13 protein-coding genes and 5 pseudogenes are annotated in these 15,240 nt (G+C 58.6%); 8 read left to right on the top strand and 10 right to left on the bottom strand.

Annotated elements, in window-relative coordinates; translation table 11 throughout:
* Positions 1-6: 6 nt before the first annotated feature.
* On the top strand, positions 7-1,047 hold the full coding sequence (locus tag AABQ55_RS33920) for an AraC family transcriptional regulator (protein WP_272791972.1): 1,041 nt from the start codon (positions 7-9) through the stop codon (positions 1,045-1,047).
* Between the two features lie 156 nt (positions 1,048-1,203).
* Here the strand turns inward: AABQ55_RS33920 and AABQ55_RS33915 are convergent, their stop codons facing one another.
* A complete protein-coding gene (locus AABQ55_RS33915) occupies positions 1,204-1,605 on the bottom strand; it encodes a VOC family protein (RefSeq protein WP_272791994.1) in 402 nt (133 codons plus the stop codon).
* A 90-nt stretch (positions 1,606-1,695) separates the two neighbouring features.
* Here AABQ55_RS33915 and AABQ55_RS33910 point away from each other — a divergent pair, with 90 nt between their 5' ends.
* Complete coding sequence (locus AABQ55_RS33910) at positions 1,696-2,418, top strand: helix-turn-helix transcriptional regulator (protein ID WP_272791971.1); 723 nt, start codon at positions 1,696-1,698, stop codon at positions 2,416-2,418.
* A gap of 14 nt (positions 2,419-2,432) precedes the next feature.
* On the opposite strand, the gene AABQ55_RS33905 is transcribed toward AABQ55_RS33910, so the two are convergent.
* Entirely contained in the window at positions 2,433-2,813 is a 381-nt protein-coding gene (locus AABQ55_RS33905) for a winged helix-turn-helix transcriptional regulator (RefSeq protein ID WP_272791970.1), read from the bottom strand.
* A 110-nt stretch (positions 2,814-2,923) separates the two neighbouring features.
* Here AABQ55_RS33905 and AABQ55_RS33900 point away from each other — a divergent pair, with 110 nt between their 5' ends.
* The 3 genes from AABQ55_RS33900 (at position 2,924) to AABQ55_RS33890 (ending at position 5,599) form a co-directional block, all read left to right on the top strand.
* Positions 2,924-3,850, top strand: a complete 927-nt coding sequence (locus AABQ55_RS33900) for an NmrA/HSCARG family protein (RefSeq protein ID WP_272791969.1) — start codon at positions 2,924-2,926, stop codon at positions 3,848-3,850.
* A 91-nt stretch (positions 3,851-3,941) separates the two neighbouring features.
* On the top strand, positions 3,942-4,466 hold the full coding sequence (locus AABQ55_RS33895) for a TetR/AcrR family transcriptional regulator (protein WP_272791968.1): 525 nt from the start codon (positions 3,942-3,944) through the stop codon (positions 4,464-4,466).
* Complete coding sequence (locus tag AABQ55_RS33890) at positions 4,463-5,599, top strand: MFS transporter (protein ID WP_272791967.1); 1,137 nt, start codon at positions 4,463-4,465, stop codon at positions 5,597-5,599. Before AABQ55_RS33895 ends, AABQ55_RS33890 begins: the two co-directional genes overlap by 4 nt.
* A gap of 355 nt (positions 5,600-5,954) precedes the next feature.
* On the opposite strand, the pseudogene AABQ55_RS37855 reads toward AABQ55_RS33890, so the two are convergent.
* A pseudogene (locus tag AABQ55_RS37855) lies at positions 5,955-6,736 on the bottom strand (IS5 family transposase).
* Between the two features lie 165 nt (positions 6,737-6,901).
* Positions 6,902-7,756: a LysR family transcriptional regulator gene (locus tag AABQ55_RS33875; RefSeq protein WP_272791965.1), complete on the bottom strand. Its 855-nt coding sequence runs from the start codon at positions 7,754-7,756 to the stop codon at positions 6,902-6,904.
* 90 nt (positions 7,757-7,846) lie between these two features.
* On the opposite strand from AABQ55_RS33875, the gene AABQ55_RS33870 reads away from it, so the two are divergent.
* The 3 genes and pseudogenes from AABQ55_RS33870 to AABQ55_RS33860 form a co-directional block, all read left to right on the top strand.
* Positions 7,847-9,160 (top strand): aspartate aminotransferase family protein, encoded by a 1,314-nt coding sequence (locus AABQ55_RS33870; protein WP_272791964.1) that lies wholly within the window; start codon positions 7,847-7,849, stop codon positions 9,158-9,160.
* A 167-nt stretch (positions 9,161-9,327) separates the two neighbouring features.
* Positions 9,328-10,117: pseudogene (locus AABQ55_RS33865) on the top strand (IS5 family transposase).
* Positions 10,118-10,172: 55 nt separating this feature from the next.
* Positions 10,173-10,379, top strand: a pseudogene (locus AABQ55_RS33860) (IS5/IS1182 family transposase); the annotation flags it as partial.
* A 3-nt stretch (positions 10,380-10,382) separates the two neighbouring features.
* Here the strand turns inward: AABQ55_RS33860 and AABQ55_RS37850 are convergent.
* The 6 genes and pseudogenes from AABQ55_RS37850 to AABQ55_RS33835 all read right to left on the bottom strand — a co-directional run.
* Positions 10,383-10,531 (bottom strand): annotated as a pseudogene (locus tag AABQ55_RS37850) (IS5/IS1182 family transposase); the annotation flags it as partial.
* A 93-nt stretch (positions 10,532-10,624) separates the two neighbouring features.
* The gene (locus AABQ55_RS33855; RefSeq protein ID WP_272791962.1) at positions 10,625-11,665 is read right to left on the bottom strand and encodes a CPBP family intramembrane glutamic endopeptidase; all 1,041 of its coding nucleotides are present in this window, start codon (positions 11,663-11,665) and stop codon (positions 10,625-10,627) included.
* 253 nt (positions 11,666-11,918) lie between these two features.
* A complete protein-coding gene (locus tag AABQ55_RS33850; protein ID WP_272791961.1) occupies positions 11,919-12,041 on the bottom strand; it encodes a hypothetical protein in 123 nt (40 codons plus the stop codon).
* Positions 12,042-12,641: 600 nt separating this feature from the next.
* A pseudogene (locus AABQ55_RS33845) lies at positions 12,642-12,923 on the bottom strand (FtsX-like permease family protein); the annotation flags it as partial.
* A gap of 215 nt (positions 12,924-13,138) precedes the next feature.
* Positions 13,139-14,524, bottom strand: a complete 1,386-nt coding sequence (locus AABQ55_RS33840) for a sensor histidine kinase (RefSeq protein ID WP_272791960.1) — start codon at positions 14,522-14,524, stop codon at positions 13,139-13,141.
* Positions 14,490-15,164 (bottom strand): response regulator transcription factor, encoded by a 675-nt coding sequence (locus AABQ55_RS33835; protein ID WP_272791959.1) that lies wholly within the window; start codon positions 15,162-15,164, stop codon positions 14,490-14,492. Before AABQ55_RS33835 ends, AABQ55_RS33840 begins: the two co-directional genes overlap by 35 nt.
* Between the last annotated feature and the right edge of the window lie 76 nt (positions 15,165-15,240).

Genomic DNA, 15,240 nt, shown 5'->3' with positions numbered 1-15,240 from the left:
AAATAGATGTGGAGTGGCTGGCCAATCTATGCCAAAAATTCCAGAATGTTTGATCGAAACGCCAAATTTTCTGATGGCCATTCTGGCTCCGATATCCTCAGCGAGCTTCTCATTGGGATGCGGCTGCGTGGCGCGCGCTACGGACGGCTGCGTCTTGCGCCCCCGTTCGGTATTCATTTTGGCGACGGGCGAGCAGCACGATTTCACTTCGTGGCACGCGGGGATGTTCGCCTCGAGGTTGTCGGCCATGACGCGCTCTGGCTCCATGGTGGCCATGCGGTCCTGATCCCAACTGGACGGGCGCATCGGCTAGTTTCGGCGGAGGGCGAGAAAACACGCGATTTCGACAGCTATCGGAGCGAACCGCTCTGCCTTGGGGTCTATGATGTTCTTACCTGCCCGGATGGAGTATGCAGCCCCACGGACACCAATGTCTTCACCGGTGAGATCGAATTCGATCTCGACACACTTCATCCGCTGGTCGAACTCATGCCGGCAATCATGCCAGTGGCCACTTTGCTCGACAGGCAACCGGAGATCCTGCCACTGCTTGCGGCAATGGAACGGGAGATGGCGCAGCCACGAGCCGGTTCTGCGGGCATTCTCGCACGATTGGCGGATGTCGTGGCAGCCTCCATCGTACGTGGATGGATCGAATGCGGTTGTGGTCAGGCCCGAGGCTGGGTCGAGGCGTTGCGTGACCCACGTGTCGGGCGCGTGATTGCCGCATTACATCGCGATCCAGAACGTGCCTGGACGGTCATGGAGATGGCGCAAATGATGGGTGCTTCACGATCCGCTTTCGCAGAGCGTTTCGCTTCGGTAACGGGGAGCTCGCCGCAGAAGTATGTCACGGCGCTCCGCATGCAGAAGGCGTCGAAGTGGATCGCGCGCGATGGCATGCCGATCAGCATTGTCGCCGATCGCCTCGGCTATGGATCGCAGGCTGCTTTCGCCCGTGCTTTCAAACGCGCGACCGGCCAGCCACCGGGCAAAATGCGCAGTCAGGCAGTTCTTCCGCCTGTTCCCGTCCATGGGGAGGGCTGATGGTTTAATCGGTGGGGCATCATTGCCTGAAACCCCCAATAGAGCGCGAAATCCGGGCTGCGTGAAACAAACCGTCAGACCGGGCAGATACACTCTGTGTTGATTTCCACTGAGAGCTGACCTATCAGGCTGCGCCGGGTCAGCTCTCAGTGGAAATCAACACACTCTGAAACCGAAGACATTCCTAATCCGCAAGCATTTTCTCTTATCGGTTACCGGCATACGGAGACTGATAAGCGTTCCTTCCGGTTCGCGTAGCTGGACGGTTCGGTTGCCCCAGGGCAGCAGCTTCGGCGGATGGACGGCCTCAACGAGTCCTTTCAACCCGTCAAACTCGGCATCCAGATAGGCAACCTGCAGTTCGATAATGGCGGAGCGGTTCACGGCGGGCTCCGCTGTCTCTTCTATAAAAAGCACCGGTGTCGGCGCTGCCGTTGGCGTCACGATTTCGGCAAAGACGGGCGCCAGCCATTTGGACTTCAGACCCGTGACCATTTCATATAAGGCGACGAGGCCGTTGATGTCCTGCGCGGTGAGGAGAAGAGAGGCGAGTTTTATCTTAGTTTCCTGTCTGGAACCGATCGACGATCGGAGAAGAAGCCTTGTGAATGAGTGCTGATGCCAGCATTGTGGCAACAGGAGTCCAGAATGCGCAGCGCCGACCGCCTTTTTCAGATCATTCAAATCCTACGCCGCACATCGCGGCCGGTCACGGCTGCGGCGATTGCGGCAGAGATCGAAGTGTCCCGGCGCACGGTCTACCGGGATATTGCCGAACTGATTGGCCAGAGGGTTCCGATCCAGGGCGAGGCGGGTCTTGGATATGTGCTGGCTGACGACTATGAGATGCCGCCGCTGGCGCTGAGCCCGGAAGAGGCCGAGGCGTTTGCGCTTGGCGCGCAATGGGTTGCCAGGCATCCCGATCGGGCGCTTGCCCGGCTGGCGCAGGATGTCTTGTCAAAGATCCGGTTTGCCTTGCCTGAATGCAGCCGTTTCGTGCTGGAGCAGCCGACACTGGGCATACGTCCCCTCGATCCCGTGTCGCAGGAGAGGCCGGATACGACATTGGTGCGCGACGCGCTTCGGCGGGGACGGGTGCTGGCCTTCAGTTACCGCTCTCTGGAAGGCACGGTCAGCCAGCGTAGCGTCTGGCCGATCCTTCTCGGCTATGACGATACGCATTGCCTGTTGATCGCCTGGTGCGAAAGGCGCGATGCCATCCGCCATTTCCGCGCGGAGCGCATGTTCGGAATCAGGGTGCTGGAACGTAAACCGCCACGGCGTCGCCGCGAACTGCTTGAGCTATGGCAGAAGACAAGGGAACGCGTCATGTCCGATCTTAATTCTGTGCAGGGCAGCGAATCCGAGTGACTGCAACCGCATAGTCAGCTTACGGCATGATCGTAGTTTCGCCTGCTTTCCTCGACGCGCGGCAGATTATCCCATATCCAGGCGTTGACGCTTTCCAACGCCCGTAACAACTCCGCGCCCATATCGGTCAATTCATATTCGACGCGTGGCGGCACCTCGTGAAAGGAATGGCGGTTCACCAGACCATCCCGCTCGAGATTGCGCAGAGTCAGTGTCAGCATACGCTGGGTGATTCCCTCGATCCCGGATTTGAGCGCGGAGTAGCGCAGCCTTTGTCCGCTGGCGCGCGACAGCTGCCAAAGCACCTGCGCGGTCCATTTATCGCCCAGTTTCGCGCAAATGCCATTGGATGGATATGGCCTGAAGGAGCGGCCATCCTCGGTTTTCTCGATCAATATTGTCTCCGTAAGCTACATTCTTGTGCCTGGGGCTCAGAAATGTGCCGTCTTCCGGCCTAGCGAATACCGTATATATGGATAGCCCTTGTTCAACGCGAGGGTAACCCATGACAGATGATCAACGTTTTATTCTGGTTTTCGGCGCCACCGGGCGGCAGGGCGGATCGGTTGCCAGGGCATTGCTGAAGGCCGGATGGCCCGTCCGTGCCTTTGTCTCCGATCCTTCCAAACCGGCCGCGATTGCCTTGCGGCAGGCGGGCGCCGAGCTCATGCGCGGTTCATTCGAAGAAACCGCGACAATCGAGGCCGCAATGAAGGGCGTCCGTGGCGTGTTCAGCGTGCTGCCCGGCACCCTGTCGGCGGAAGACGAGGTCCGATACGGGAAAGCCATCGCCAACCTTGCCGCAAAGAGCCGGGTCGACCATTTCGTCTATTCTTCGGGTGCAAGCGTGGGAGAGAAACTGACCGGCGTTCCGCGCTTCGACGCCAAACCGCGTATCGAGGCCCATATTCGTGATCTGCCGCTTACTGCAACCATTGTCCGGCCGATGATCTTCATGGAAATGCTGGTCCGGCCCGGTTTCGGACTGGAGGAAGGGCGGCTCGTGTCGCTGATCCGTCCCGATCAAGCGATGCAGCTCATCGCCGTGGAAGATATCGGCAAGATTGTCGCTGCGCTTTTCGCGAACGAGGCCCCGTTTGCAGGCGTAGCGATGAAAATCGCCGGCGACAGGGTCACTGGCCAGGAGCTGGCCGACGCGTTCACCGAGGTTGCAGGCAGGCCTATCGCCTATGCCCGGTTTCCCGAAGAGGTATTGGCCGCCAATGCCGATCTGGCGCAGATGGCATCGAGTCTTGAAAACGGCCCCCTTGCAGAACACGTCGACCTCGACTTCATGCGCGAACTTAATCCCGACCTACTTTCGTTCCGGTCCTGGCTTGCGGGAAGCGGTCGCGCGGCGCTCGGTGCCGCCTTGCGGAACACCGGTACCGCTGCGGCGACATCCGGCGGCAGTACCGGGGCGGGGCAATGAGGACGCTGATTTCATTGCTTTTTGCCTACCTGGACTTGAATAAGTAAAACGAACGTTTTACATCTTCCTCCGTTTCACGAGGAAGATGATCATGGACCTAACGACTAGGCTCACCGTCGCCGCCGAACAGCTTTTCGACCGCCATGGTTATGTGGGGACCGGGGTGGACCTGCTGACGGCGGCAGCGGGCATGTCGAGCCGGACGCTCTACAAACATGCCGGCAGCAAGGCCCAGCTCATGGCGCGAGTGCTTGCGGAACGTGACCGGCGGTTCATGGCCCGGATGAAGGTGGAGAGCGTGGATGCGCTCTTTACCGCCCTTGCGGACTGGATCCGGAGCGAGGGGATGCGGGGTTGCCTGTTCCTTCGCGCCCTGGCAGAGACCGGCGGTAACATACCGGAAATCTATGAGGCGGTCGCTGCGCACAAGGCGGCATTCCGGCAACGGATTGGCGATATTGTCTCCGCCGAGCTTAGCCACGCCGATCCGTCCCTGGCCGATCAGGTGCTCATCCTCTTCGAAGGGGCGACCCATGCCGCGGTTTATCGCGGGAATGATGCTGTGTCCGCTGCCCGGTCGGCGGCCGCTGTTTTGCTGGAGGCGGCGCGTCAATGAACCCTGCTGTTCTTGTCGGCGCCGTGGGCTTCGGTCTGATCGCGGTCTGCTATGGCTTTGCCCGTTTTGCCCTTGGCCTGTTCCTGCCGCAAATCAATGCCGAACTGAGCCTTGGCCCCGCTCTCAGCGGCCTGATCTCCGGTGGCGCTTTTGCCGCCTACTGCATCGCCATCATCACCTCCGCCGCCTTAACCGAGTGGATTGGCGCCCGTGCGGTCGCCACAGCGGCAGGCGTGGTTGCCGCTCTCGGCATGGCGGGCATCGCACTCGCTCCGAACCCACTTGTTCTGGCCGTTGCCGTCGTGGTGGCCGGGTCAAGCACCGGCCTTGCCTCACCGCCAATGGCTGCGGCCGTTGCGGCTGCCGTCCGGAAAAACCGGCAGGACATAACCAACACCGCCATCAATGCGGGGACAAGTGCCGGCGTGGTCCTCTCGGCGCCGATTACCCTGGCAATCTCCGGGCAATGGCGGCTGGCCTTCGGTGTATTTGCCTTTATTGCCGCGGTTTTCGCAATCGCCGCTGCACTATCGCTGCCATGCGCACGCAAAGCTAGTGGCGTGGGTGGTCTGCCACCAATGACTGGCGCTGTGCTGCATCTTGTCCTCGCCTCTTTCCTGATGGGGGCGGCGAGCACCGCGCTCTGGTCCTTTGGCGGCGAGCTTGTATCGCAGAGGTTGAACTGGGGACTGACGGGAGCCGCCGCCCTGTGGAGCGCAATCGGTGCGGGCGGCGTCACCGGCGCCTTGGCCGGTCACCTGGTCGCCCGCTTCGGCCTCGATCGGGTCCATCGGACCTTTCTGTGGCTCATAGCAGGTGGCGTCCTCGCAGCCGGGTCCAATGTCGCAGGCCCCGCTTTTGCGCTGATCGGCGGAGCGCTTTTTGGCGCTGCCTATATGATGCTGACAGGTGTCTATCTGATCTGGGGCGTGCGTGCCTTGCCCGACCGGCCTGCGATCGGGCTGACGATCGGATTCCTGACCATCGCCGTCGGCCAAACCGTCGGCGCGCCGGTATTCGGTATTGTGATGGCAGGTTATGGAGCCGGAACGGCGGTAGCCTGTTTTGCCATCATCGCTCTTCTGGCGGGGCTATTTCAAGCCGGTTCGGCTACACCCTCCTCCCGAAAATAGAGCGTTGAACGAGGGCATGTCCGTGCAGGAGACAAACTTGCGTCGACTGAAGTGGGGGTTGGCCCATGAGCGGCACGCCGATTGCCGCAACGGCGCTGAGCCTGTCCGAATACAGAAGCGCGGCCTGCTAAGGCAAAGTGCCCCGTCGTTGTACACGATGACAGACCGTTTCGCGCTCAAGATGCGAGCAGCGCAACCCTCGAGGCAACCAGGGGCAGGGTGCGCTCTGACGTGCGAGCAAGCCGCTGGACGAAATGACACTCCGTGGCGTGACCAAGACGCATGAGCGCGTTAACCATCAATACCCGCCTGAAACGCCTGACCGCCCGGGAGCCCGGTGTAGGGCGGGGCCCATCTAGGTCCTGTTGACAAAGTATGGCAGCCATATCTTTGCGGCGGCCAGGGCGAGGAATGCTGAGAAGGATTTTCGGGTCTTGTAGTATCGGGTCGCGACGCGACGGAACTGCTTGAGGCGGTTGAACATCCGCTCGATGCGGTTTCGATCCTTATAGGCCCGGAAGTCGCAGGCAGGCGGGTTCTTCCGGTTGGCCTTCGGCGGAATGACCGGCCTGATGCCGTGGATCAGGAGTTCTTCACGCAGGAAATCACCGTCGTAGCCCTTGTCTGCAAGGAACAGTCTCGGTTTGCCGACCGGTATAGCCAACAAGTCAGGAACGGCGTTATAGTCCGAAGCCTCTCCGCCCGTCAGGACGAAGCCAAGAGGGCGTCCCTGACCGTCTGCTCGGGCGTGGATTTTCGTCGTAAAGCCGCCGCGTGATCGACCAAAAGCCTCCTGATAAGTCCCCCTTTAGCGCCCGCAGCCTGCGAATGGCCGCGAACCGTGGTGCTGTCGATCATGTGCTGCCAGTCATCCGTCAGCCCCAGTTCAACGAGGGTCTCAAGCAGAGCGTCCCAAACGCCCTGTTCGGCCCAACGGCGGAAGCGCACATAGACGGAGTTCCACTTCCCGTAGCGCTCATGCATGTCGCGCCATGGGCAGCCGACCCGGAGAACATGCAGCATGCCGTTCAGATACTGCCGATTATCGTGCGAGGGTCGGGACTTCCTACCGCGTTCGCTGGGCAACAGCCCCTCAATGATCCGCCATTCCATATCCGTCAGGTCGCCGCGCGCCAAGACTGCCTCCTAAAAGGCAGTCTTGAATCACGCTTCCGCTGATTTGGGAATCCACTTTGTCAACACGACCTAGCATTCGTGGGACTCGATTCTGTACTTTCGGGCTCGGTGACGTCGCGCCCCTGACGATAAATAATAGATAGTCGTGCGATCGGATGCACGCCGCTATGCCGATTTGAGGCTGGATAAAATAAAAGCCCCGAATGATTGTACTGCACGCGTCGGCTTTGCTGAGGCATAAATAAGGCTGACGCCTATTTCTGGAAGGTGTGGCAGACCTTTTGCGACAATTGCCAGGTCTGGGGGAACCGCCGCGCGAGTTACCACGCTTATAGCAAGGCCTGATCGCGCGATCGTTAGGACACCGGCCAAGCCGTTGCTGGCATGGGTGACCCGGTAGTTGATGCCGAGAGCATCCATCGCTCTTCGCGCCTCTTGGTGGTCGATTGTTTCCGAGCCCGAAAGGGCCAGCGGCAAAACCGGTTCGCTGAGCAGGGCAGGCGCCTTTTCGGAAGCTATCCAGACCAGCGGTTCGTATCGAATAATATCTCGGGGCGGCGCCGAAGCAGAAACAGAAACAAGCGCCAGATCAATCCGGCGACTTTGCAGAAGCGGATAGAGTTCGACAGTTGGGGCGCAAACGATCTCTATCTCGACACCCGGATACTTGGCCCCGTAGCGTCGCAGGAGGTCAGGGAAAAAGGCCGTGAGATAGTCTTCCGGGCATCCGAAGACAAGCGATCCCGTTACGCTCTCGGAGCGAATGGCTTCTATGGTTTCATCATGAACAGCAAGTATTCGCTCTGCCCCGGGGAAGAAGCGCTCGCCGGCGCCAGTAAGCGCCACACCGGATCCCATGCGGTGGAAAAGCCTTTCTCCGACAATCTCTTCTAGCCGCTTGATCTGTAGACTTATAGCCGACTGAGTGCGCCCGATGCGTCCAGCGGCAGCGCGGATTGATCCGACACGCGATACGACGACGAAACTACGCAACAGAGCGATGTCAAGATTCGGCTTCATATGAGTTTTCCTTGATTCTGTATGCAGAGGAATTAATTATCCTTGATTGGTTATCGGCGATACCTTCTTCGAAACGCAAGGGAGACCGCTATGCCTGATACCGTCGGAAAAAACTCTTTCTGGTCAGATGTCTCGGACCATGTCATGCGCTACGGGCCAGTGTTCGAGCGGCGGATCATCCAGCGTGCCGAAGGCAGCTTTGTCTACGACACAGACGGCGCGGCAATCCTTGACTTCACCTCGGGGCAGATGAGTTCGCTCCTGGGTCATTCGCATCCCGATGTGGTTCGTGTCGTTCGCGATCAGATCGGCCGGCTTGATCACCTCTTCAGCGGCATGCTGTCGTCTCCTGTCGTCGATCTCTGCGCCCGGCTTGGTCGGATGGTCCCGGGGCTCGAAAAAGCGATGTTGCTTTCGACTGGCGGCGAAGCGAACGAAGCCGCGATACGCCTTGCAAAATGTGTTACCGGCAAGCACGAAATTGTCGCGTTCTCCAAGAGCTGGCACGGTATGACGGGAAGTGCTGCTTCAGCGACTTACAGTGCCGCGCGCAAGGGCTACGGCCCGGCGGCGGTTGGATCGTTTGCAATCCCCGCGCCGCAGGCTTATCGCCCTCGCTTCCGGCATGCCGATGGGAGCCTCGATTGGCAAAGCGAGCTGGACGATGCTTTCGCGCTGATTGATGCGCAATCGACGGGCAGCCTTGCAGCTTTCATTGCGGAACCGATCCTGTCTTCCGGCGGAATCATCGAATTGCCCCAGGGGTACCTCGCTGCGCTCAAGCGCAAATGCGAGGAGCGTGACATGTTACTTATCCTCGATGAAGCGCAGACCGGGATCGGGCGCACCGGAACGATGTTTGCCTTCCAGCGTGACGGGGTGACACCGGACATCTTGACATTGTCCAAGACCCTCGGTGCCGGTCTGCCGCTCTCAGCGGTGATGACAAGCCGCAAGATTGAGGAGGCGGCTCATGAACGCGGTTTCATCTTTCTGACGACGCATGTTTCCGACCCCCTGCCGGCCGCGGTGGGGCTCGCCGTGCTGGATGTGGTGGAACGCGATGGATTGGTCGGGCGGGCAAGGGAAGCCGGTGAACGGCTGCGGCACGGTCTGCTCGCGCTACAGCAGAAGTATGATTGCATCGGCGACGTGCGGGGAAGGGGATTGCTGATTGGTCTCGAAATAGTGACGGATCGAAACAGCACGCAGCCGGATCTCGCTATGGCTGACCGCATTGCCGCAGCGGCCATGGAGCGGGGCTTAAGCATGAATATTGTAAAGGTCCCCGCGATGGGCGCGGTGTTCCGCATTGCTCCCCCGCTGACGTCGAGTGACAAAGAAATTGACATGGCAATCAGTATTCTATCCAGCGCCATAGAATGCGCCATAATCCAGAGCTGATGCGCCGTAAGATGGCGGGGCTAGCAGCAACGAATAACACGCGGGATCATTCTCCACCTAAAGACTTATTTCGGAACACGCTGCGCAACAGAAGATAATGGGAGGACCTTGTTGCACAAAGAAGGCTTGAGATTCACTTTGGGAATCCAATGTAATAGCCGAATGGCATGAGCAGACCGCCGAAGCTGACCTACCAGACCACCCACTGGCACGCATATAACCAGGCGCTGAGGCAGCGCGGATCTTTGACCGTCTGGTTCGACCCCTTGATGCAGTGGGAAGCAGCGCCGTCAGGGCGGCGTGGCCGTCAGCACGCCTACAGCGACGCTGCGATCCAGGCCTGCCTGATCATCAAGGTTCTCTTCGGCCTGCCGCTCCGCCATGCCACCTGCTTCGTGGCAAGCCTTCTGGAACTTTCGGGGCTCCGCTGGCCCGTGCCGGACCTCTCGAAACGAAGGGTTTGGCGCAAGATCCATCTCGGTATCGAAGAAGAACGCTCGAGATCCGGGCGGTGGAAGTCACTTCGAGCCATGTCTGCGATGCTCCGATGCTGCCGGACCTGCATGCCCAGATCCCAGAGGACGAGGAGATCGCCACGGTTACGGCCGACGGTGCCTACGACACGCGGGCCTGCCATGACGCTATCGCCGCCCACATTGCAGCGGCGGTCATTCCGCCGAGACGGAATGCGAGGCCATGGAAGCCAGACACGCCCGGGGCCCGGGCACGCAACGAGAGCCTGCGGGCCTCGAAACACTTTGGCCGGGCGCTCTGGCGGAACTGGAGCGGGTATCACCGCCGCAGCAGGGCGGAGACGAAAATGAACCGCATGAAGCAGCTCGGCCTGCGGCTGATGTCGCGGGACTCCGACCGCCATTTGCCGAGGTCCAGATCCGCGCGGCGGCCATGAACCGCTTCACGGCCCTCGGCATCCAGGTCACTGTGGCAATGGGGTAAGTGTGTCCGGCGAAAGGGGAACTGCGGTCGCCAACTGATTTTCGCAACAGAGCCCGTGGAGACCACCAAGATCCTGATCAGCGGGCACAAGACGTGGCATCACCCCGCTCCTAGCAAAGCACCGAGGTGAAGAAGCGCCATCGAGCCGGAGATCGGGCACATGAAAAGCGACGGTAGCCTTGCCAGATGCTCGCGGGAGGGCCGCATCTGCGATGCGATCTTCGCTGTCGTCTGCGCCTGCGGCCACAATATCCGCGTGATCCCCCCGCAGAATATAGAGCATGCCGTTCAGATATCGTCGGTTATCTTGCGCTGGTCGGGACTCTCGCCCTCGCTCGGCCGGCAAGCGCTCCCAATGAGCTGCCACTCTGCGTCCGACAAATTCCCACGTAGTCCTTGGCGGCAACAGGACACTGGGGCCGCGACCAACACAAAGGCGCGTTAAAGACTTGATTTGCGAGGCTCGTGGCGGGTTTGGCCGCATTTTCATGGACTTGCCCGATCCTCTCATTGTGTTGTGTGTGCTTTGACGGAAGCCATGTTCTGAGGTGTCCGTTCAGGACCGGTGAGACGGGTGCTGAACCATATAATCATTGTGACAAACACAAGCACCGCACAAGGCATCAGCATGATCTTTGACCCCATCCCGGCCGAACGGTCGATGGCTGTCAAATACTCGACGCGCAGTATTAAAACGAAGATATAGGCGAGCGTATTATTGACAGCATGTATAACAATCGCATTCTCCAGACCGCCTGTTCGCCAGGTGATCGTTGCAAAGGCGATGCCGAGAGCCAAGTAATACAAGTTAAACCACGGATCGGTCGACACATGCACGAGAGCGAACAACACGCTCGAGACAGCGATGCCCACGATAAGTGACGCTCTCGGATTGCGGACCCAACTGGAGGCGATCCGGAATACCAGCCCCCGAAAGCCATACTCCTCACCAGCACTTTGGAGTGGTCCGAGCAATACGCTTACAGCAAAGATAGCAAGCAAGTCGGCGACCCGAAACTCCGTGGTGTTATATGACGAGAACCAGTTGAAGAAGACCATATAGACTGTCCAAATGGGTACAATAATCAACATAGCACGACCGAACACATCGAAACGGAAGACCGAGCGTACTGAATGCAACGTGGCACCCTTCACGCCGTAAAGCCAGCGCTGTAAAAACATGCTCCATGGGATGAGCGCGGCGACCCCAACGAAATTTCCGGCTACGTAAACCGGAGTGAAGTCCGTACCGCCGGACATGGGATTAACCCGCCCAAAGACATGGGTGTCGATTACGCCTCCGATTATAGGGGATAACAAGCTAAAGAAAAACAATCCGCCGATAAGCAGTGCAAGAGCGAGAATGTCGCGCCCTATTCGAAGCCTGTCACTGACTAATACCCGATGATACGGCACCACTGCGGGCACAGGCCGTAGTCCTCGTTCGGTTTGTTTTCTCATATTTAGATACTCCATTATAAATAGATGCCATTTCCAGAAACGTCGCATGGATAATCCGCCAATAAAAATATCCTTTTTGAAGAACAATTCTTGTTCTTCAATTCTTACATTGATGGTCGCCTCTCTTATTTTATGACTTTTGCACGGCGAGGCTTGCTGGGCCCTAGATACCGTTCGGAAGTCTCATTGTGATGCGGCGATGAAATTTGCTGACTGCCTTTACGTTTGCAGAACTGGTTTTCAGAGCAGACTGAGAAGGTTCACAAAGGGACAACAGCGTCGTTGACTCATTCTCGAATGGTTTGGCCATCAGCGCCAGCGAGGGCACCATGAACAGTACTTACTTGCCAACATTGGCAAGATCCTCGGCAATCTTGAGACTGGTGATCGTCTTGTCGGTGCCGCAGGCCATGATCACCTTGCCGCGATAGGCCGTAGCCAGTCCGTTGTGAACGGCTTTCAAAGTTGCTGCTGGTGCTGCCGGAATTCCTTCTTGAGAAACAGAACCGCTTCGCCTCGGCGCTCAAAAGCAGATCAAACAATTCGGTTATCGCGAAGGTCAGTTATGCCGGTGCGGTCACCGGGGTGAATTGCCCTACCTTGCTTGTTTCGTTTTTAGGGAGACTTCGTTCGCCATTGTTATTCTCTACTTCTGGACATTGCAGGTCACTGCGCGCCCCTGCCAATTATCGTCCCTGAGGCTCCGCCTACGGCTGCGCGTTCTCATGAATCGGTGGTTAGTCCACCGATCAGGGCGCCTGAGACCGCCGCTAGTGTTGCACCCGCGCCAACAGATTGTGAGCTGCCGGTAGGGGCAATGGCCACTACAACGTTGCGATGACTTTTTCCATTTTAGCTCCTTATGCATGCAGGTTTGGATGGCGACGCCTGTGCGATGACGACATGTCGAACCGACCTCGATGACTTGGAACCAATTCCTTACGTGGACCTTACGGGAGGCAATAATTAGGCGGAGTGCGTAACAAGCGAGCTGCAACGGGATCAGGCTTGCCGGGCAGCTTACGACCTTTTGCCGTCGTTCCGAACAGACGCTTGCGGGTCATCAGTCGCGCGCCAGGGCTTCGATGGGGTCCAGCTTTGCGGCGTTGCTGGCGGGAAGGAAGCCGAAGACGACACCGATAAGGGTCGGGCAGGTGAAGGCCATGATGATGGATCCGGAGGAGAAGATCATTTTGAAGTCGGGGCTCAGCAAATTGAAAAGAGCGCTGAGCCCGAGGGCGAGCATGACCCCCATGAAGCCGCCGACAAGGCAAACCAGAACGGCCTCGATCAGGAACTGGGAGAGGATGTCGCTGCGGCGCGCGCAGACGGCCGAACGAACCCCGGCGCTGCAGACAGCAACCTGACACTACTTGTCCGTTGCCGCGCCTGGTCCGTTTGGCGCGCACCGTCACAGTCGATCAATCGACAAAGAGTGCTGGCAATGTGGATGACATGCCGGAGATTGTCCGCGAAGCATTAAGGGCGATCACGGCCATGTTCGGCCAACATCAACGAATGAAACCGTCTTATCGACCAGTCGGCACAACCGGCGACTCCCTACGGCTGGTGGAAAACGCGCCCGTCGCGCCAGCGTACCGCAAAGATGCTCCCCTTGCCTGGCGCGGAAGAAAGCTCGACGTAACCACCATGGCGGGTCACGATGTCGTTGACCATGCTGAGCCCCAGACCCGCGCCTGAGCCGTGAGGGCTGACCCGGTAGAACGGCTCGAATATACGCGCATGCTTGTCGCCGGCAATTCCGCAGCCCTGATCGGCCACGGTCACGCTACCGTCAGCCTCAATTCCAACCGATATCTGCCCTCTGCCACCTCCGTACTGGACTGCATTACGTACCAGATTGACGAATGCACGCTCCAGAGCGTCGGCGTCACCACGAACGAAGAGATTTTCCGCGTCGCTCTCAAAGGCAATCTCATACCCTTCGACGATGGCCAACGGGGCAAGGTCGGCGACTACCTTCGACACAACGCTTTTGAGATCGACAGGTGCATTTTGCTGAGGCTTCTGCCGATACTTCTCGGTGTCGAGAAGCTGGTTCGCGATCGCCGTAAGTCGCTTGATGGCCGTCTGTAGGTGTGTCTTGTCCACACTTGGTGAAAGGGTATCGATCCTTACCTGCAGGACAGCTATCGGCGTTCGAAGTTCATGCGCCGCGTTGACGAAGAAACGCTCCGTCGCCTCGAAGCCACTATCGAGACGACGGAGCGCCCTGTTGATGTCGCGCACAACGCGCAGCACCTCATTGGGCAAGCCACGCTCTTCCACCAGGGTGCCGCGAGCGTCGAGATCGATCATGTCGAGACGCCCGGTCAGATCGCTGAAGGACCGCAGCGCCCAGCGCGTGACGAACGGAACGCCGATGAGGGAGATGGCGACGAGGATCAGCGCCGGCACGCCAATGGCAAGGTTCCCCAACAGGACGGTCACACCGTATTGAGACATCGGAACACCGCCGGCAAAAATCGTTGCTTCACCGGCCTGGGTGTCGAAACGCTGCATTCGGGCGACACTCAGCGGGTCATTCAGAGAACCATGGAGTTCGACGCTTGTGAACGTCCGCAAGAATGTGGTGTTGTCGGCGATTTTCTTGGGTGGGGTGCCGTGTGCAAGGACAGTATCTTCTCCCATGTCTGCCACGAACCATAGGTCAGGCGCGTCCTCCATCATCTCCTTAAGTTTGGCCGTCGGTGCCAGATAGGCCCGGCCATTCGGCTCGAGACGGACGGAGTCTGCGATTTCCTGAGACAGCCAGATGGACGTGATGGCCACATCAGGCTTGATGCCGGAAAGGAGATAGAAAACCAGGCCCAGCGAGACGATGATCGCGCAGACCTGCAGGACGATGAAGCCAAGCGTGAATCGCCAGCGAAGGGATGAGCTTGCTGTCCTATTTCTGCTCATAAAGGTAATAGCCGATGCCACGAATGTTCTTGATTACAATGTCAGCCTCAGCATCGCTGAGCTTCCGGCGCAGGCGTGACATATTGGCCTCAAGTGAGTTGGATTGGATCTCATCGTCAAAGGAATAGACGTGACCCTCAAGGGACGAGCGCAATACGGTACGACCGCGGTTTCTTAGAAGCGTTTCGATGATGAGCAGTTCTCGCCGGGTGAGCGCAACCCCGACGCCGTTGACATGCACATCGCTTGAAGCACGATCATAGGTGACGTTTCCTGCCGACAACACGGACGGGTCGGTTGTTGGTGCCCGCCTTAGCACAGCGCTCATTCTTGCGACCAGTTCGGGGATTTCGAAGGGCTTCGGCAAATAGTCATCAGCGCCGTCATTGAGTCCGGAAATACGTTCGTCGGTCGAACTCAGAGCGGAGATAATGATCGATCGCGTAATTGAACCCGCGCGACGCAAATCGGCAAGGAACGTACTGCCGTCGCCATCCGGCAGTTGCCGATCGATAAGGACGATATCGTAATGCGCCATCGCGATTGCTTCCCGCGCCGTTTCCAGATCTCCAACGGCGTCAAGAACGATACCATGCTGGGAGAGGGCCGTCCTCAACGCATCCGTCATTTCCGGATCGTCTTCGATAAGCAGAAGTTTCATAGTGGCCTTATCGTAAAAATCTCGGGCAGTCGTTCCCAGGAATCCTTATAGAAAAAATACGTTCGATTCAGATAAA

The organism is Shinella sp. WSD5-1, assembly GCF_963942435.1.
Lineage (GTDB): Bacteria > Pseudomonadota > Alphaproteobacteria > Rhizobiales > Rhizobiaceae > Shinella > Shinella yambaruensis.
Note: the sequence above shows the minus strand (reverse complement) of the source record. Positions and strands in the feature narration are given on the sequence as shown.

Coding starts and splice junctions, on each gene's coding strand:
- AABQ55_RS33890 (WP_272791967.1), top strand. CDS start 4,463: ATGAACCCTGCTGTTCTTGTCGGCGCCGTGGGCTTCGGTCTGATCGCG.
- AABQ55_RS33900 (WP_272791969.1), top strand. CDS start 2,924: ATGACAGATGATCAACGTTTTATTCTGGTTTTCGGCGCCACCGGGCGG.
- AABQ55_RS33870 (WP_272791964.1), top strand. CDS start 7,847: ATGCCTGATACCGTCGGAAAAAACTCTTTCTGGTCAGATGTCTCGGAC.
- AABQ55_RS33920 (WP_272791972.1), top strand. CDS start 7: ATGTGGAGTGGCTGGCCAATCTATGCCAAAAATTCCAGAATGTTTGAT.
- AABQ55_RS33875 (WP_272791965.1), bottom strand. CDS start 7,756: ATGAAGCCGAATCTTGACATCGCTCTGTTGCGTAGTTTCGTCGTCGTA.
- AABQ55_RS33895 (WP_272791968.1), top strand. CDS start 3,942: ATGGACCTAACGACTAGGCTCACCGTCGCCGCCGAACAGCTTTTCGAC.
- AABQ55_RS33910 (WP_272791971.1), top strand. CDS start 1,696: ATGCGCAGCGCCGACCGCCTTTTTCAGATCATTCAAATCCTACGCCGC.
- AABQ55_RS33835 (WP_272791959.1), bottom strand. CDS start 15,164: ATGAAACTTCTGCTTATCGAAGACGATCCGGAAATGACGGATGCGTTG.